The sequence below is a fragment of the Sulfurimonas sp. HSL3-2 genome (assembly GCF_039645965.1).
Classification (GTDB): domain Bacteria; phylum Campylobacterota; class Campylobacteria; order Campylobacterales; family Sulfurimonadaceae; genus Hydrocurvibacter; species Hydrocurvibacter mobilis.
The window spans coordinates 1,182,565-1,200,014 of record NZ_CP147917.1; the positions used below are offsets into that span (position 1 = coordinate 1,182,565).

Sequence of the window (17,450 nt, forward strand, 5' to 3'; positions counted from 1 at the left end):
TTACTCTTTACCTTTTGACAGATTCTCTTTTATAAATATCTTCAACTCTTCAAGCGACAAAGGTTTAGAGTAGACATACCCTTGTATATCGTCGCAGTATTTGTCTTTAAAGAACTCTAACTGCTCTTCATTTTCTACACCCTCTATGGTTATCTTAAGTCCGAAAGTGTTTGCCAGGGCAAGGATGGCTTTTACGACTGCGACACTCTCTATTGAATACGGCAGGTCGTCTACAAATGCCTTGTCAACTTTTAAACGTGTGATCGGAAGTCTTTGCAGATAACTCATAGAGGAGTATCCTGTCCCAAAATCATCGATAGCAAGCTCGACACCCATCTCTCTAAACTTTCCTAGAGTATCTATAGCTTTTATCTCGTTTGTAGCGATATAACTCTCGGTGACTTCAAGCTCGAGCTCGTGTGTGCCGATGCCGGTTTCTGCGATGACATCGCTTAGTGTCTTATAAAGATCACTGTAATGAAGCTGGATAGAGGAGATATTGACACTGATGTGTTCTAATATATAGCCCTCTTTTTTAAGTTTCATAAAGTCTTCACAGGCTTTATCCAATACCAATTTTCCGATCTCTATGATCATATGGGTATCTTCTGCGATCCCTATAAATTCACCGGGACTTACATGTCCTAAAGTAGCGCTGTTCCATCTGACAAGCGCTTCAATACCGACTATCTTCTCAGTCGCTATAGATACTTTCGGTTGATAGACCAGCATAAACTCATCTTTGTTTTTAAGTGCATATTTCAGCGCATTTATTGTCTTTGTACGTTTTTCCAAGAACTCTGCAAGTTCCACAGAGAAAAAGCTGTAGTTGTTTCTTCCCTTGTCTTTTGACCTATACATCGCCAAGTCGGCATTTTTTATAAGCGTGACGGAGTCTGTCCCATGATCGGGATAAATCGCGACGCCTATACTCGCCGTAGTACTTATCTCAAAATCGCCGCATTGAAAGATCTTTTCAAACTGTCTTAACAGATTTTTTGCGAGATCTTCTACATATTGGATATTATCGAAATTTTCAACATATAATTTGAACTCATCTCCGCCAACTCTGGCAAACACCGCTTTGTCTACCAAAAATTCTACTAATCTGTCCGAGACTTTCTGCAGCAGTTCATCTCCTACATTGTGTCCTAACGTGTCGTTTACCTGTTTAAACTGGTCTAAGTCTAAAAAGAAAAGTGCGACTTTATGCCCTTGATGTTCAGCCGCATAAGTAAGAGCTTCGTTAAAACTGTCATCAAATGCCCTTCTATTGAGCAGATTTGTAAGTTCATCATGATTTGAAAGATATTCCAATTTTTTTTGCGACTCTTTCAGCTCTTTTTCACGGTTATGTACAGCTTTTGCCAGATCATTTATATTGACGGATATCTCTTGTAGCTCATCTCCGCTTTTTATTATCTCGGATTCGGAATAATCACCGCTTTCGATTTTAAAAATATTTTTCATCAACCTGTTTAGAGGTTTAGATAGATTGAAGTTCAGCAGATAATAAAGCACTATCAACGTGACCATCGTTATCAAGATCAAAAAGAGTACCAGCTCTATCCTGTTTTTATTAAGTGCACTGTTTAGTATCGATTTATCCAGCGAGATGACTATATTTAAAGGCAGTTCTTTAGTGACTACGATAAAAGAGCTGTAATACTGTAGATCCGACTGAGTAATATCGATATCATCCAGATCCGATTTATCTAAAAGGCTTAGTCTATCATTTGTATATTTGCTGTCGGGAGTCATAAATACTTTCATATTCAGATTTTTTGAAATGTTCTGAAAGTAGTTGTCATCTATCTTATAAGACATCTCTATGTGCGATGTAGAGACACCTTTTTTATCAAACATGCTTTTATGCGACTTTATATAGAGACTGCCGTTTATATAGTGATATGTGATAAGCGTTCTGTCTTTTAGTTCAGGCTGTTTATAATACAGGATATGTTTATAGTTGATATCCTTTGTATAGTCATCGAGAGAACTCTTTTTATAAAGATCCTCAAACTCGTATTTTGAATATATGACCGGTTTGGAGTTTTCATAGGAAACATAGTTTAACTTGTAGTCTTTGTCATCTTTAAAGACAAAGGCTATGAGTTCTGCATTTTTATCATATAACGCGATATCTGAGTTAAAAGATATCTTCACCCTTCTTAAAAGCTGAAGGGCTATATCTTTTTTCTCTTCATCAAGCAATACGGCATTATAATGTTTTTTATTTTGGTAATTATTTATCAGTGCTATAGATGCCTTCATAGTCCTATCGTCTTGGATAAAACTCACCCCTTTTATAAGGTCCTGTTCTTTGTTTTTTATATCAAAATAGATCTTCTCTTTAGCATTGCTTATGCGCTGTTTTGCATCCTCAAAATAGATATTTTTTAAAAACTCGTCAAAGTAAAAACCCAATACGCCGATCGACGTAATTATTGAAAAGAGTGTTATTAAAGATATTTTAGTCGTTAGTTTAAATTTCATTATCAAAATATCGGTTCCACTCTTTCAACGTTTTCCTTTGTGACCAGTTTCACCGGTATAAAAATATGTTTTGGTATTTTCTTATCGGCAAATATCTTCACCGCTATATCCACCGCCTGCTTAGAACCAAGCGGAAAGAGGATCGAACCTGTCTGTGTCCCGTTTCTGATCGCTTCTTTGGCTTCACTCGTATAATCGCAACCGATCATTATGATCTTTGAAGGGTCCATGTCAAATCTTAAAAGTGCGCTTCGTACTCCGCTTAACATACTGTCGCTTTCTGAAAAGATCGCATCTACATGTACGCCCTCTTGTATAAGCTTCTGCATCTCCACAATAGCATCGCGTCTCAGATAGTTTCCTGTTCGTTTGATGACTTTTATATCTTTATATTTTGATATCTCATCCAAAAAACCCTTACTTCTCAGGTGTGTGACATCGGCTTTTTGCAGACCTTCAAAAAGTAAGACCATCCCTTTATAGTTCAGTTTTTTCGCTATATACTTAGCACCGATAGAACCGATTTTTATATTATCGGAGTTTATAAAGGTGGTGTACTCCTGAGAGTTTATACCTCTATCCAATACTATGACAGGTATCCCGCTTTTATAGGCTTTTGTCACGACAGGTACAACAGCATCAGCATCGTTTGTCCCTAAAATGATAAGATCGACCCTCTTTTCTATAAACTCGTTTATCTGATAAATAAGAAGTGAGGTCTTCCCTTTCGCGTCTGAATATACGAACTTCCAGTCTTTATGTTTTAACACAGCGTCTCTGGCTTCGAAGACCTGGGCCTTACGAAAGTCGTTTGCCATATTGTCCTGAGCGAATGCGATGAATTTTACTCCACTTGCATAAGTCGATATAAAGAGTAGCAAAAGCGTGAAAATAACCCTTAGCATATAATTTAAACTCCAATCACTCAAAACTCATACAATATTGTCTATATAATATCTATATCTTTGTAAATCTATACTTTAAAAATCGTCGTGGAATTTTAGCATAAAGTAAAATATGTAACTAATTTTGTTATTATTCTGAACAATCATCTTTTTTACTGGAAAAGTTCTATGAAATATGAAGATACGCATTTATTATTGACGGATTCTCTTACCTATTTAAAAAGCAGAGTATCTTTAGTCCAAGATGTTTTAAATATGCGTATCGGAAACTTGATCTTAATAGATATAGACAACTTCAACTCCATTAACAATCTTTACGGCATGGAATCAGGGGATACGGTCCTTATAGAGACGGCAAACTATATTAAGCAGGTCGCCCAAGAGAGAGGATATGAAGCGTACCGTGTCACTTCCAATGAGTTCGCTCTGTTGGACTATGATGCAAAAATCGATTTTGAAGACATCTATGAGGATGTTCAAAATATAATAGAACAGATGTCAAAGTATGATATATACTTAGATGCTATCAGCGACATCATAAACATACATGTCACCATAGGCTTTGCAACAGCAGAAGATATGATACTTGAAAAAGCCAGCAGCGCCTTGCAGCATGCTAAAAAGAACTACCTTAAATTTTCGGCGTATTCAAATATAACAAACGACATCAAGACTCTCTCAAACTATATCTACTGGAACAACGAGATCAAAAAAGCGATCGAAAACGACAATATACAGCCATTTTTTCAGCCGATCCTCAACAGAGACGAGAAGATCATAAAGCATGAAGTACTTATGCGTCTTGTCCAAGATAACGGAGCGGAAAAGACCTACGTCTCGCCTGTCCAGTTTTTAGATATATCCATACAGACCAAAAGATATAACGAACTCTCCAAGATCATCATCTTTAAAGCACTAAATATGCTAAAGACCAGTGAGAACTCTTTTTCCATCAACTTCGCCTATCAGGATATAAAAAACAAAGAGCTTATCCACTCACTTTATAGATTTTTAGAAGAGAATCCCGATGTGGCAAAACGCTGTACATTCGAGATACTAGAAAGCGAACTCATCGAAGACACTCAGATGCTGCTTTCGTTTATAAACAAGGTCAGAAAGTACGGTGTACAGATAGCCATCGATGATTTTGGAATCGGGTTTTCAAATCTTGAGATGATACTTTCAAGCCAGCCTGACATCATAAAGATAGACGGCAGTCTGGTTAAGAATGTAGATATAGACTCCAAAGCTCTTACTTTAGTCGAAGCGATAGTCGCATTTTCACATAAGATGGGCATAAAAGTCGTTGCTGAATATGTCCACAGCAAAGAGGTATACGACATCTTAAAAAATACGGATGTTGATATGTTTCAAGGATATTACTTTTCTAAACCCGTGTTTACTCCTAATTAGCTACAATTTTGGTATGCAGTCAAATAACATAATCGAGATCTCATCTTGTAGCTTTAAATACCAGCAAAATGAAAAAAATACATTAGATATGGAACCCTTACATGTAAGAAGCGGTGAACATATCTTTTTGCATGGTAAAAGCGGAAGCGGCAAGACTACATTTTTAAACATACTATGCGGTATTATCGAACCCGATGAGAACGATATCAAGATACTTCAAACAGATTTTACAAGACTTTCAGCATCACAAAAAGACAGATTTCGCGCCGATAACTACGGGACGATATTTCAACAGTTCAATCTTCTGCCTTATCTCAGTGTAAAAGAAAACATATCTCTTGCCTGTGGGTTTTCAAAACAAAAATCCTTACATGTAAGCGATATGGACTCTGAAATAAAAAGACTTCTTGATGCCTTAGATCTCTCACCTGCTCTGCTACATACTCCCGCTATGAACCTAAGTGTGGGTGAACAGCAGCGTGTGGCAGTCGCACGCGCACTTATCGGCTCTCCTAAGATCATCATCGCGGATGAACCGACCTCCGCACTAGACAGCGATACAAAAGAGAGGTTTATGGAACTGCTTTTTGCACAAGTAGAGGCGCAAGACTCGACGCTTATCTTCGTAAGCCACGACAGATCACTCTCTTCATACTTTGAAACACATTACGATTTTGCAGATATAAACAGGGCTGTCAAATGAGAATATTATGGCTGCTTACTTTTAAAAGTATCTACAACCGAAGAACGGCATTTATACTCTCTATCATCTCTATCGCTATAAGTGTCGTACTGCTTTTAGGCATAGACAGAATCACTAAAGCAAGTAAAGAACATTTCTTAAACACCATAAACCGTACGGATCTCATTGTCGCGGCACCAAACGGCTCGCTTGACATACTTTTAAACCTTATCTTTCATATGTCTGACCCTCTTAAAGAGGTAGATTACAGTGCATATGAGAGCGTGTCAAAACTTGAGGGAGTCAAATGGGCGGTACCGCTCTCTGTCGGAGATTCATTTAAAAGCTATGATGCAGTTTCTACGACAAACGGCTATTTTCAATACTACAGATACTCGACATCAAAAAGATTAGAGTTTGCCCAAGGCGGAGATTTTAAAAAGTTTTTCGATGTAGTTGTCGGAAGCGATGTGGCAAAGACACTGAAGCTGCAGATCGGAGAGACTATCCATCTCTCGCACTCAAGCGGTCCAGATGCGCATGCCCATGCCAACCGTGATTTTCATATCTGCGGGATACTAAAACCTACGGGTACGCCAAATGACGAAAGCGTGTTTTTTCAGCTAAAAGCGGATGAAGCGATCCATATAGAGTGGCAAAGCGGACATTTTGTAGATATGCATATCTCATCAGATAAACTCGCACATATGGGTATAGTTCCAAAACATATAAGCGGTATCTTAGTAGGCTTGAAAAACCGCAGCGATGTACTTGGTGCCGCAGAAAAAATAGAACATCTTAAAGGCCACAACCTAAAAGCAGTCATACCTGCTAAAGCACTCTCAAAACTCTATAAGTTGATGAAGAATATGCAGGACATACTCACAGTGATATCCGGTATGGTCTTCATCGCTGCGATCTTTGGGATGATATCCACAATGCTTGCGACTCTAAATGACAGAAGACGCGAGATAGCCATACTGAGAAGTCTGGGTGCGACTGTTAAAAGCATCTTCTTTCTTTTTGCCATGGAAGCTTTTATCATCGTCACAGGCGGTATTATTTTGGGAAATATAGTCTTGGGAATGCTGATCTTTGCTAACAACACATTTTTAAATAAAGTACTGCAGATCGGCTATCTGCCTGATATCTATGAGAGCTCTTTACTGCTTGTTATGATAATAGCAGCGATCATAGTCAGTGTGATACCGGCTATAAAGTCATACAAGAACTCGCTTCAAGACGGACTGATGGTGAAGATATGATAAAAAGAACCCTGCTTCTAACTCTTATACTGTTACTCTCAGCATGTTCAGGTGAACCGAGCTATGAACTTGATGACTGGTCAAAACTCATCGATCCCAACTTCGACCAGGCGAAGATAGTCAGTTTTTACAAACAAAAAGTCTCAAAAGTAAAAGAGGGAAGCAAAGAGGAACGTGCCATCTATGCACAGATGCAAAAAGCACTTAAGGCAGCCGGCAACAACAAAGCCGTAGACGGTAAGACAGTAAAACTCTCAGGCTATTTAGTACCCATAGATATAGACGGAGAGATGGTAAACAAGTTTCTCTTTTTTCCAAATGCAGCTGCATGTATACATGTTCCGGCATCTCCGGCGAACCAGACTATCTTTGTAACGACGAAAAAGGGTAAAGGGGTGATGATGGAAGATGCGTATGAGAACATCACTGTTTGGGGGACGTTGAAGTTACAACATACAGAAGTCGCAAACGGGACTGCCTCATACGTCATAGATGACGCCATAAGCAAAGTCCGTCCGCGTCTTTAAAAAAGAGGTTATCTGCCTCTTCTGTTTGAAGAAGAAGCTCTTTTGTTTCTTCCGTTTGAGTTGCCTCTAGAGTTATTGTTTCTAGAGTTTCCTCTTTGCTGTATCGGTTCCGCTTTTATGAAAGGATCCGGTGTAAACTCTTTAAATGTGTGTTTTGGGATCTCCTGCTTTATCAGCTTTTCGATACTTTTGAGATATTCATGCTCATCTACACAGACAAGTGATACAGCCTGGCCGCCGTTACCTGCACGTCCAGTCCTGCCTATACGGTGGACATAGTCCTCTGCGATATTTGGCAGTTCGAAGTTCACGACATGAGGGAGCTGGTCTATATCTATCCCGCGTGCTGCGATATCCGTCGCGACCAGTACACGCACTTCACCGTTTTTGAAGTCGGCTAATGCTTTTGTTCTTGCATTCTGGCTTTTATTACCGTGAATAGCTGCAGCTGTGATGCCATCTTTTTCAAGTTGACCGGTAAGCTTGTTGGCACCATGCTTTGTTCTTGTAAAGACCAAGACCTGTTTCCATTTTTCTGTCGTGATAAGATGCGTCAACAGCTCTTTTTTTCTCTCTTTATCGACAGGGTGGATGATCTGTTTTACGTTCTGTGACGTCGTATTTCTCTTTGCTACTTCTATAAGTGCAGGAGTGTTTAAAAGTCCGTCCGCCAATCTTTTTATCTCATCTGAGAATGTAGCCGAGAAAAGAAGGTTTTGTCTGTTTTTCGGCAAAATCGAGAGTATCTTTTTGATATCGTGTATAAAACCCATATCAAGCATTCTGTCCGCTTCATCGAGGATCAAAAACTCTACTTTAGAGAGGTCTATGTTCTTTTGATTGGCATGGTCAAGCAGACGGCCCGGTGTAGCGATAACTATATCCACACCTGCTTTAAGCTGTCTGATCTGTGAGTTTATATTGACACCGCCGAAGATGATGCTTGATCTAAAAGGAAGATGTTTCCCGTAAAGTTCAACGCTTTCGCCGACTTGTGCCGCGAGTTCACGTGTCGGAGTCAGGATAAGTGCACGCACTCTGTGGTCAGTGACTTTTTTTTCAGATAACATCTGAAGTAACGGCAGAGTAAATCCTGCTGTCTTGCCTGTTCCTGTCTGAGCACCCGCGAGAACGTCGCGCTTACTTAAGATGACCGGAATCGCCTGTTTTTGTATAGGAGTAGGCTCGCTATACCCTTGTTCTTGGATGGCTTTTAATAAAGGAGCCCCTAAACCTAATGTAGAAAATGACATATGATAATGTACCTTGTGTGTGTCAGCCCGCTGTAAGTGTTTAAAACAAGTGTCGATTTAGGCTAATGAAATATAATAGTTAGAGTTAAATAGTAGAACAAAAACGAAGTCAGTTGTGAACCGAAGCACAAATAAATTTAACGTATTATATCACAATTATTCGTTTTTACTCTCATCCTCGGGTCTTGACTTCACTTTCCACTCAAAAGGCTTGTAACGGAGTCTGCTTCTGATATGCTTTATCTTGTCTATATCTTTCATATTGATGCTTATGGAGGTGTGCTCTATATCTTCACCCTCCTCGATGTTTATGTTGTCCGCCTTTTTAAACGCGAGTTTTTGAGAGTGGAATACGCTTCTGTGCCCTGTGATCAAAAATGCGATGACAACGCTTAGTGCCGCATAGTTTGCCATATTGGTACCAAAAAGCTCGACCGCCATGATGATAGATGCTATAGGCGTGTTTGTCGTCCCTGCAAGAACACTTACAAATCCAAGAGCCGCAAACAGTGCGACATTGTCCCCCATAATATTTCCGATAGCGACACCGCTTGTAGCCCCAACATAAAAGATAGGTGTGATGATCCCGCCGCTTCCGCCGACACCGAGCGTGATAGAGGTAAAAAATGTCTTCACGATAAAATCATACCAATGAATATTTCCAGCAATAAGCAGATGCGGATCAAGCGCTTCATTGATAGTGTTTAATCCAAGACCCAGATACTTATCGGACATCAGCAAAGATACGATGACCATAATAACACCTGCGACAAAAGCTTTTAAATAACGGTTGTAAGGTATCTTGCTTATTAATGACTGTGTTTTATTTACCGTCGTGATAAAACTATCTGAAACGATCCCGAAAAATATCCCTGCTATGACGACCTGCCCTATAAGTGTCAGATCAAGGTTGATAGATCTGTAAAAGTTGATGTCGTAGTACGGGTACTTGACGCCGAAGAACTGAGCAGTAGTAAAAGCCGCAAATCCTGAAATAAAAGACGGTAAAAGTACATCATACATGATAACACCGACGATAAGGACTTCGATCCCAAATATTGCACCTGCGATCGGAGTACCGAAAACCGAGGCAAATCCGGCACTGATACCGCAGATAACGATCTTTTTCCTATCTTTTTTAGAGAATTTAAGAAGAGTAGCCACAAAAGAAGCAGCGCCCCCGCCTATCTGCGCACCGGGCCCCTCTTTACCTACTGAACCGCCTGAGAAAATCGTAATGACCGTAGCGACAAGCTTGACAGGTATCACTTTGGCATTAATATATCCATCCTCTTTATGCACGGCTTCAATGACTTTCTCAGTACCGTGACCAGTTGCATTTTTATCGAATGTCCTGATGATCCAGATCGTCAGCATAAGACCTAAAGGAAGAGTAAGGTAGTAAGCAAAAGGAAGCGTCCCCTGCGTCTTCTCCGCTATCTGTAAAGTTTTTAGAAAGAGAGACATCAAATAGCCGATCATGATCCCTGTCGCCGAGGAGAGAATCAACCATTTAAAAACACTAAAAAAAATGACGGTCTGTTCAGTGATATGTTTTTTCAAAATAATACTTTAAGGAAGATATTTTCCGATTATAACTTAATTTTTTAAACATGTGAAGATTTATAAAGATAAATTAACAAATTAAATTAGATACAATTTTAATCTTAATAAAGGTTGTAAATGAATAGATATGATGTGATCGTTGTCGGTTCCGGAGCTGCGGGGATGATTGCTGCCATACAAGCAGGCAGAGACGGTAAAAAAGTCCTTCTTTTAGAGAAGCTCTCAAAACTCGGGAGTAAGCTAAAAGCTACGGGCGGCGGACGATGCAATCTTACAAACACACTTAATAACGAAGAGTTTATGGCAAAGTTTGGTCGTAACGGACGCTTTATGCAAGATGCTCTTCATCTTTTAGACCATAATGCACTTATAGAATTTTTTAACGGTATTGGCGTTGAGACTCATGCTCCTGATGGATTCAGAGTATTTCCCGTCGGACATAATTCACAGACCATACTCACTGCTTTGGAAGATGAATTAAACCGCTTACATGTAGATATAAAAACCTCGCAAAAAGTCACGGAACTACTAAGCGAAGAGTTACATGTAAGCGGTGTCAAAACCGACACTGATATCTACCATGCGCCAAACGTCATCATAGCAACAGGAGGGCTTGGTTACCCTACCCTTGGAGCTGAAGGTGACGGCTATACTCTTGCCTCGTCGCTCGGGCACAAGACGACTGAACTTTTTCCAGCTATGATGCCCCTCATAACGAAAGAAAACTGGGGTACAAACTGTAGAGCAGACACTCTTGCAAAGGTCGAACTGCGCGTTGATATTAAAAAATATAAAAACCTCAAAGCGGTAGGTGATCTTATCTTTACAAAGAACGGTATCAGAGGTCCTGTCGTACTCGATTTTGCACGTGAGATCACACCGATTTTGAGCAAACTCGGAGAGGTTCCCATCATCGCAAATCTGACAAAAGGGATGAATGAAGATGATATTCTCCGTCATTTTAAAAACGAAATTCTGAAAGACCCCGATGCAAATATAGAGCAAAATCTCTTGAGTATTTTGCCAAGTTCTGTCATACGTGAACTCTGCAAATTAGCAGATGTAGACCCATCCATGAAGTTTAACAAAGTGGAGGGAAAAAACCGCGCGGAACTTGTAAAGATACTCGCTTCTACTCCGCTCACTATTACAGGGCATGAAGGCTTCAAAATGGCGATGATAACAAGAGGCGGTATCAGTCTTAAAGAGATCGATCCCCGCACGATGCAGAGCAAGCTTATAAAGGGTCTGTACTTCTGCGGAGAGGTGATGGACCTAGACGGCCCATGCGGAGGCTATAACCTGCAGTGGTCGTTTGCAAGCGGTTACTTGGCAGGTCATCTTTTAGACTAAGCTATAAATCCATAGAGCAGACTTGTGGTTAAAAACGAAAAAAGTATGCCGTAACCCACGATCGCTGAACTGAGCTTTGGTGCAAGCCCCGTCATAGATGCCATCGCACCGGCAGTTACCATCGGAGCCATTCCGGCCTCTAAAATAGCTACTTGTGCAGCCTCATTATCCCAGCCAAAGAGTTTTGCAGCCATGATGGCGATAAGCGGTGCCAATAGAAGCTTTATGACAAGAGATGTACTAAACGGCTTTAACTCATCACGCGTGAGACGTAGTTTTAGTTGCAAACCTACCGCTACAAGACCTACAGGTATGATGGTACTTGCCATATGAGAAAGCACCTTCGTGATATTATCATTGAACTCCACGCCCATGAGACAAAGGGCGATAATAAGTGCTATAAAAGGCGGGAAAGTAAACACTTTGACAACTATCATCTTTGCACTCATCTCGCTTTTATGAGAATAGTATGAGACGATAAAAGTACCGTAAATAGAAAGTGCGAAGAATGTTCCTAGCTGGTCATACACCAAGACATAAGGCAAGACTTTCTGTCCCATATAAGCACTGATAAGCGGGATACCCATAAACGAGGAGTTTGTAAGTACCGTTACAAGCATCAAAGCACCCGTAACCTCTTTAGTAAAAGCGAACCATCTGCTTACGTAAAAAGTGATGAGTGCAGTAAGTGCCATTACCGTCCAAGCTATGACGATGGGGATGATAAGCTCTACTGAGAATGTCAGTTTCGGTATCTGCAACAGTATCATCGCGGGAAGCGAGAAATAGATGACAAACTGGTTTAATGTGATAGCTGCATCATCTGAAAAGATATGAAATTTTTGGATGGCATAGCCCAGAACTATACACAGCAGGATGAGGATAAAGTTTTCCATTATATATTTACCTTGGAAGTAAAGAGGCAAAAGCCTCCTATATTAGTAGTTTGTCAGTTTTGAGACGATATCGTTTATACTGTTTGAAAACATAGCATATAAAAACGGTTCGATATCTTTTGAGTCATATGAAGGCGATATCCATTTACCGTTTCTCTCTTTAAAGTTCAAGATCGTCACTGCAGCATTTTTTCTGATCATGACCTCGACATCTATCTCCCCTACAAGATTTTCATCAAAAGTCTTATTGTTATAGATCACTGTAATCTTCTTGATATGGACGTCGATCGTTAAAGATGCCTTTTGAGGATCGCCGTCAGTTTCAAAATGAGCCATTTTAAGTGCACGGACAAGTCCCTCTTTATATCTGTCTGCAAAGTCCACATCACTGTACAGTGTCACATCTTTTTTACCGTTTGCCTCAGTAAAACCGATGTCACGTTTATCTGCTCTTATATCCTTTACTATTCTGATATAGACACTCTTTTTCTCTTTTGAAAGTGCTCCCGCATAATCAGATTCATAAGGTTTAAGTCTTATGGCTTCATTTTTATATGAACACCCTGCAAAAAACAGGCTAACGGCAAGAAAGTAGAAAAGACTCTTCATAGAAACACTCCTCTTAGTATTAAGAAATTATACATTAGAGATTTTAAGCTGACCTTTTAAAAAAGTTTTTCCTGCCCTATGCGGTACAGTGCAAAGTCATACTTGAGCGGATCTTCTGCATCAAACTCTTTAAGCTTACATGTAAGCTCTACGGCAGCCTCAAGATCGTATCTCTTTCGTGTCAGGAGCCCAAGTCTACGAGAGACATTAAAAGTGTGTGTATCAAGCGGGATGATAAGGTCTTTTGTGTCCACTCCGCTCCAAAGTCCCATATCGATATTATCATCTCTTACCATCCAGCGAAGATACATCATCCAGCGTTTTAGGGCCCCTGTTCCCTTTGTCTTCATCGTGACGCGGGAAAGCAGAAAATCATACCCTTTTGATGAGTGCGGATAAAGAGAATTCAGCGTTTTTATAAGCTCGTTTATCCCATCAATGACACTGTTTTCTCTGCTGTATCCGCTTTTAAACACATCTTCTAAACTTGTCTGTTCTTTTAGACGTTTTAGCGCTATAAAAAGGGCTATGACATCTTCACTTTTTTGAAAACGATAGTAGTGCTTTTTAAGAGCTCTTTTTATCTCATTATCGCTACTATGTAAAAGAGAAAAATCAAGAGAATCTAGAAACTTCACTATCTGTTTTACGTTTCCGTAGGCAAATAGAGCGCAGACAAGCGAAACGGCTTCGTCATTATGACGGTGGGCGACTATGATGGGATCAAGTCTCTCTAGACAGATCTCTCCATCACAGTCACGTTTTAAGACCTCTGCATCAAGCAGTCTTTTTATGTCAGACATTGAGGTGGTAAAGTTTTTTTCTTTCACTTGAGCCTGCGATATTGAGCTGTTTTCTGTATTTTGCGATAGTACGGCGTACCATCGTGACTTTGAACTTCTCTTGTATCATCTCTAAAAGCTTCATATCGCTAAGCGGTTTTTTAGGGGATTCCTCTTTTACTATCTGAAGCAGATAATCTTTAATAGCAGAGTTTGAAACATCCTCATCGATCGCAGTGGTAAAGAACTCTTTCATAGCATAGATCCCGCGATCACAGGCGATGTATTTGTTAGCTATAGCACGTGAAATGGTCGAAGGGTTGTGCCCGAACTCATCTGCCAAAGTCTTAAGTGTCAAAGGCATGATGTTTCCGCCGGTAAAGAACTCATACTGATACTCGACTATCATCAGCCCTACTTTGTACAGGGTGGCTTTTCTCATATCAAGCGCATCGACAAGACTTTTTGCCTCTTTTATCTTCTGTGAGATAAACTCATGTTCTACTGCATACTCCGTGTTGATGTTTATGGTCGGATAATAGGCATCGTTTAGCTTTACCTCTATACCGCTTTCCTCATCAAAGAAGATCATCAGATCCGGGATGACCTGTGTCGAATCTTCAAGGTACTCGATGGCAGGAGGATTTTTAAAGCTTCCTATAACCCTCATAGCTTCTTCAAAATGCTCATTATCACTATGGGTATGCATCTCTTGGAGGTTCTTTATCAGCTTGACTGCCAATTCATAACCATTATCACTGATCTCTGAATTTTCAAGTTGAAAGAGAAAAGATTCGGAAAGATTTTGCGCACCGATGCCTACCGGTTCTACATGAATAAACCTTCTTCTTACACGTTCAAACTCATCTATAGAGATACCGTTTTCGTCGCAGAATGCTTCACTATCTCCCTCATAGTAACCGTTTTCATCAAGGTTTTGTACTACAAACTGTGCGATTTTTTGAGAGATGGGTGTTGGAAAGAGCGGAGCTTCAAGCTGTTCGTCTAAGACGTCGTATAAAGATCTTGACTGGATCGTCAGAGCTTCTATCTGCTCTGTCCTAGAATTTGAAACACTACTTGAGATTATCTTTCTTGGGATCTTACTTTCAAAATCCTCTTCAAATCCGGAGCTGACTTCGACTACAGGATTTGACTCGACAAACGGTGACATCGCTTCACCGAGTTCGCTTAGACTCGAGTGCAGTATCGGCAGCCAATTGCGCAGAGTGTTAGAGAGTTTGTTTTTGGTCTCAACACTTTGACTGACTCTTAAAGTTGCCATATACCGCCATTAATTTCAAGTCCTAGAACTTGAAATCCTCTCCAAGATAGTGTGTTCTTACATCGGCGTTTCTACCGATCTCATCACTGGTACCGCTTGCTAAAAGCGTTCCTGATTTGATGACATAAGCCCTGTCACACACAGCAAGCGTCTCACGTACGTTGTGATCGGTTATAAGTACGCCGATACCGTACTCGACCAGCTGTTTTATAACATTTTGTATATCCAGTACCGCGATAGGATCGACCCCGGCAAAAGGCTCATCCAGAAGCAGGAACTTAGGCTTGTTCACAAGTGCTCTTGCTATCTCCACACGACGGCGTTCTCCACCGCTTAAGCTGATCCCTTTTCTGTAACGGATAGGCTCGATGTTAAACATATCTAAAAGCTCCGATATACGCTCTTCTTGCTCCTCTTTACTCATATTTGAGGCTTGTGCAGCGACTAAAAGGTTATCCTCGACACTTAAGTCCTTAAAGATAGATGCTTCCTGCGGAAGATATCCTATCCCTTTGACGGCACGTTTATGAAGCGGTAGCTTTGAAAGGTTTTCCCCGTCAAAGAACACATCACCGCTGCTGACCTCTACGAGTCCGCATATCATATAAAACGTCGTTGTCTTGCCGGCACCGTTTGGTCCCAAAAGCCCGACGACCTCGCCGCTTTTCACTTCAAGAGATATACCTTTTACTATCTCTAAAGATTTTATCTTTTTTACCAGTTTCTCAGCTCTTAATGTGTGCATCGTCTACCCTATATAATCTTTTATCATCCAGTTTTTCTATACTTATCACCACTAAAGGTATCTCGGCACTATCGAGTATCTCTATAAGCGTATTGTCGCCCCACTCTACAAAGTGATAGCCTTCGCGTTCCAGCTCTTCGAGCATCCCAAGCGCCATAAAATGCTCTATACCGTGATTATAGATATCGTAATGAAATATATTATCACCATAACATTGCTGCAAAGAAAACGTAGGAGAGGTAACGGCCTCTTCTACCCCGAACTCCTTGGCAAATGCTGAGACAAATGTAGTCTTTCCGGCAGCTAGATCTCCGCGCAGGATGATAACACCGCCGTTTGGCAGAAGATGCATCACCTCATTTGTAAGTCCCGATAAGTTCTCTTTATCTAATATAAACTCTTTCACAGTTTTGTCGATACCTCTATGATCTGTTGCAGCTTCGCTTTTGCATGACCGGATAATAAAGCATCTCTGGCTATCTCAAGACCGTCTTGGATATCTCTTGCCATACCATCGACTACAAAAGCAGCTGCCGCGTTTACTAAAACGATATCCCTTTGTGCGTCTGTCGCACGGTTATCGAATATATCCGTAAGTATCTTGGCATTCTCATCTGCATCACCGCCTATGATAGCTGCTAAAGGTGCTTTTTTGATACCGTAGACCTGCGGATCGATGATGAACTCTTCTATCACATCATTTTTAAGCTGTGCCGCATATGTGATATCGGATATACTGATCTCATCCATGCGCTCTTTTGAAGAGACGACCAAAGCGTCAGTCGAACCGTTTATCTGCAGGGCATCCGCCAGTTTTCTTACAAATGACTTGTCAAAGACACCTAGCAGTGTTTTTTTCACTCCTGCAGGATTTGTCAGAGGTCCCAGAATATTAAAGATAGTCTTATCAGGAATACTTTTTCTAACAGGCATGATAAACTTCATAGCGGGATGATAGTTTTGTGCGAACATAAACGTAAATCCCGTCTCTTCTAATAGTCTGGCACTCTTGTCCATGCTAAGATCTAGTCTGACACCAAGTCTTTCAAACATATCCGCACTTCCCGATTTTGAAGTGACGGAACGGCTTCCGTGCTTTGCGACATAAGCACCCATAGAAGCGACAAGCAAAGAGACAGTCGAGGAGATATTAAAACTTCCTATCTTGTCTCCTCCCGTTCCTACGATGTCTATGAGTTTATCTTTCAACTCCTCTTTTACAGGCAGGTGTAAAGAGTGCCCTCGCATAACATGAGCTGCAGCCGCGATGGTTGCAACGCTTGTTGACTCATCCAGATGCAGACCTATCAAGAACTCTCTCATCTGTTCGTCATTCATCTTATGATTGAAAAGAAGTTCAAACATCTCTATAGACTCTTTGTAGTTCATGCTATCTCCTTTACATACTTATCCTGCTCAGATTTTGGAGTCGACTTTACAGTCGGTATGCTCAGCACGCTGTATTTTTTCACACCGTTTAAGTAAGAGATGCTGATCACGTCTCCGACAGCCACATCTTTACTCGGTTTTACTACTTTATCATTGATACTTACAACGCCATTTGCTATCATATCTTGAGCGACTGAGCGTCTTTTCGTTATATTTACGCTATTTAAAAATTTATCGATTCTCATAAACTCAAATACCTATTCTTTGTTTTCTTTATTTTAGAC

At 40.5% G+C, this 17,450-nt stretch carries 17 protein-coding genes; 5 read left to right on the forward strand and 12 right to left on the reverse strand.

The window, feature by feature from the left end:
• Together WCX87_RS05935 and WCX87_RS05940 are read right to left on the reverse strand one after the other, a co-directional pair.
• Window positions 1-2,496: an EAL domain-containing protein gene (locus WCX87_RS05935; RefSeq protein ID WP_345978434.1), complete on the reverse strand. Its 2,496-nt coding sequence runs from the start codon at window positions 2,494-2,496 to the stop codon at window positions 1-3.
• 2 nt (window positions 2,497-2,498) lie between these two features.
• Window positions 2,499-3,377, reverse strand: coding sequence for a substrate-binding domain-containing protein (locus WCX87_RS05940; protein WP_345978436.1), 879 nt, complete (start codon window positions 3,375-3,377; stop codon window positions 2,499-2,501).
• Window positions 3,378-3,569: 192 nt separating this feature from the next.
• On the opposite strand from WCX87_RS05940, the gene WCX87_RS05945 reads away from it, so the two are divergent.
• The 4 genes from WCX87_RS05945 to WCX87_RS05960 are packed head-to-tail and all read left to right on the forward strand — an operon-like array spanning window position 3,570 to window position 7,288.
• Complete coding sequence (locus WCX87_RS05945; protein ID WP_345978437.1) at window positions 3,570-4,814, forward strand: GGDEF and EAL domain-containing protein; 1,245 nt, start codon at window positions 3,570-3,572, stop codon at window positions 4,812-4,814.
• A gap of 13 nt (window positions 4,815-4,827) precedes the next feature.
• A complete protein-coding gene (locus WCX87_RS05950; protein ID WP_345978438.1) occupies window positions 4,828-5,517 on the forward strand; it encodes an ABC transporter ATP-binding protein in 690 nt (229 codons plus the stop codon).
• A complete protein-coding gene (locus WCX87_RS05955) occupies window positions 5,514-6,761 on the forward strand; it encodes an FtsX-like permease family protein (RefSeq protein ID WP_345978440.1) in 1,248 nt (415 codons plus the stop codon). The genes WCX87_RS05950 and WCX87_RS05955 overlap by 4 nt, the downstream gene beginning before the upstream one ends.
• The gene (locus WCX87_RS05960) at window positions 6,758-7,288 is read left to right on the forward strand and encodes a DUF3299 domain-containing protein (protein WP_345978441.1); all 531 of its coding nucleotides are present in this window, start codon (window positions 6,758-6,760) and stop codon (window positions 7,286-7,288) included. The genes WCX87_RS05955 and WCX87_RS05960 overlap by 4 nt, the downstream gene beginning before the upstream one ends.
• Window positions 7,289-7,296: 8 nt before the next feature.
• On the opposite strand, the gene WCX87_RS05965 is transcribed toward WCX87_RS05960, so the two are convergent.
• Both WCX87_RS05965 and WCX87_RS05970 read right to left on the reverse strand, forming a co-directional pair.
• Window positions 7,297-8,541, reverse strand: a complete 1,245-nt coding sequence (locus WCX87_RS05965; RefSeq protein ID WP_345978443.1) for a DEAD/DEAH box helicase — start codon at window positions 8,539-8,541, stop codon at window positions 7,297-7,299.
• A gap of 156 nt (window positions 8,542-8,697) precedes the next feature.
• Window positions 8,698-10,104 carry a chloride channel protein gene (locus WCX87_RS05970; RefSeq protein ID WP_345978445.1) on the reverse strand — a complete coding sequence of 469 codons (1,407 nt, stop codon included), beginning with the start codon at window positions 10,102-10,104 and terminating at the stop codon, window positions 8,698-8,700.
• 120 nt (window positions 10,105-10,224) lie between these two features.
• Here WCX87_RS05970 and WCX87_RS05975 point away from each other — a divergent pair, with 120 nt between their 5' ends.
• Window positions 10,225-11,460, forward strand: coding sequence for an NAD(P)/FAD-dependent oxidoreductase (locus tag WCX87_RS05975; RefSeq protein WP_345978447.1), 1,236 nt, complete (start codon window positions 10,225-10,227; stop codon window positions 11,458-11,460).
• On the opposite strand, the gene WCX87_RS05980 is transcribed toward WCX87_RS05975, so the two are convergent.
• Genes WCX87_RS05980 through WCX87_RS06015 form a run of 8 tightly spaced genes read right to left on the reverse strand, consistent with a single transcriptional unit; the run spans window position 11,457 to window position 17,411 of the window.
• Window positions 11,457-12,356, reverse strand: a complete 900-nt coding sequence (locus tag WCX87_RS05980; RefSeq protein WP_345978448.1) for an AEC family transporter — start codon at window positions 12,354-12,356, stop codon at window positions 11,457-11,459. The two genes, WCX87_RS05975 and WCX87_RS05980, sit on opposite strands and share 4 nt — an antisense overlap.
• 42 nt (window positions 12,357-12,398) lie before the next feature.
• The gene (locus tag WCX87_RS05985) at window positions 12,399-12,965 is read right to left on the reverse strand and encodes a hypothetical protein (protein WP_345978450.1); all 567 of its coding nucleotides are present in this window, start codon (window positions 12,963-12,965) and stop codon (window positions 12,399-12,401) included.
• Window positions 12,966-13,021: 56 nt separating this feature from the next.
• Complete coding sequence (locus WCX87_RS05990) at window positions 13,022-13,768, reverse strand: TIGR02757 family protein (RefSeq protein ID WP_345978452.1); 747 nt, start codon at window positions 13,766-13,768, stop codon at window positions 13,022-13,024.
• Entirely contained in the window at window positions 13,761-15,032 is a 1,272-nt protein-coding gene (locus WCX87_RS05995) for an RNA polymerase factor sigma-54 (RefSeq protein WP_345978454.1), read from the reverse strand. The genes WCX87_RS05990 and WCX87_RS05995 overlap by 8 nt, the downstream gene beginning before the upstream one ends.
• A gap of 22 nt (window positions 15,033-15,054) precedes the next feature.
• Window positions 15,055-15,777 (reverse strand): LPS export ABC transporter ATP-binding protein, encoded by a 723-nt coding sequence (gene lptB / locus WCX87_RS06000; protein ID WP_345978455.1) that lies wholly within the window; start codon window positions 15,775-15,777, stop codon window positions 15,055-15,057.
• Window positions 15,758-16,183 carry a tRNA (adenosine(37)-N6)-threonylcarbamoyltransferase complex ATPase subunit type 1 TsaE gene (gene tsaE / locus WCX87_RS06005; protein WP_345978457.1) on the reverse strand — a complete coding sequence of 142 codons (426 nt, stop codon included), beginning with the start codon at window positions 16,181-16,183 and terminating at the stop codon, window positions 15,758-15,760. Before tsaE ends, lptB begins: the two co-directional genes overlap by 20 nt.
• On the reverse strand, window positions 16,180-17,166 hold the full coding sequence (gene trpD, locus WCX87_RS06010) for an anthranilate phosphoribosyltransferase (protein ID WP_345978458.1): 987 nt from the start codon (window positions 17,164-17,166) through the stop codon (window positions 16,180-16,182). Before trpD ends, tsaE begins: the two co-directional genes overlap by 4 nt.
• On the reverse strand, window positions 17,163-17,411 hold the full coding sequence (locus WCX87_RS06015; RefSeq protein ID WP_345978460.1) for an RNA-binding S4 domain-containing protein: 249 nt from the start codon (window positions 17,409-17,411) through the stop codon (window positions 17,163-17,165). Before WCX87_RS06015 ends, trpD begins: the two co-directional genes overlap by 4 nt.
• Window positions 17,412-17,450 lie beyond the last annotated feature (39 nt).

Bases quoted from the DNA above. Each gene is read 5' to 3' on its own strand.
- WCX87_RS05935 (WP_345978434.1), bottom strand. From the start codon at position 2,496: ATGAAATTTAAACTAACGACTAAAATATCTTTAATAACACTCTTTTCA.
- WCX87_RS05945 (WP_345978437.1), top strand. From the start codon at position 3,570: ATGAAATATGAAGATACGCATTTATTATTGACGGATTCTCTTACCTAT.
- WCX87_RS05950 (WP_345978438.1), top strand. From the start codon at position 4,828: ATGCAGTCAAATAACATAATCGAGATCTCATCTTGTAGCTTTAAATAC.
- WCX87_RS05955 (WP_345978440.1), top strand. From the start codon at position 5,514: ATGAGAATATTATGGCTGCTTACTTTTAAAAGTATCTACAACCGAAGA.
- WCX87_RS05960 (WP_345978441.1), top strand. From the start codon at position 6,758: ATGATAAAAAGAACCCTGCTTCTAACTCTTATACTGTTACTCTCAGCA.
- WCX87_RS05965 (WP_345978443.1), bottom strand. From the start codon at position 8,541: ATGTCATTTTCTACATTAGGTTTAGGGGCTCCTTTATTAAAAGCCATC.
- WCX87_RS05975 (WP_345978447.1), top strand. From the start codon at position 10,225: ATGAATAGATATGATGTGATCGTTGTCGGTTCCGGAGCTGCGGGGATG.
- WCX87_RS05980 (WP_345978448.1), bottom strand. From the start codon at position 12,356: ATGGAAAACTTTATCCTCATCCTGCTGTGTATAGTTCTGGGCTATGCC.
- WCX87_RS05985 (WP_345978450.1), bottom strand. From the start codon at position 12,965: ATGAAGAGTCTTTTCTACTTTCTTGCCGTTAGCCTGTTTTTTGCAGGG.
- WCX87_RS05990 (WP_345978452.1), bottom strand. From the start codon at position 13,768: ATGTCTGACATAAAAAGACTGCTTGATGCAGAGGTCTTAAAACGTGAC.
- WCX87_RS05995 (WP_345978454.1), bottom strand. From the start codon at position 15,032: ATGGCAACTTTAAGAGTCAGTCAAAGTGTTGAGACCAAAAACAAACTC.
- lptB (WP_345978455.1), bottom strand. From the start codon at position 15,777: ATGCACACATTAAGAGCTGAGAAACTGGTAAAAAAGATAAAATCTTTA.
- trpD (WP_345978458.1), bottom strand. From the start codon at position 17,166: ATGAACTACAAAGAGTCTATAGAGATGTTTGAACTTCTTTTCAATCAT.
- WCX87_RS06015 (WP_345978460.1), bottom strand. From the start codon at position 17,411: ATGAGAATCGATAAATTTTTAAATAGCGTAAATATAACGAAAAGACGC.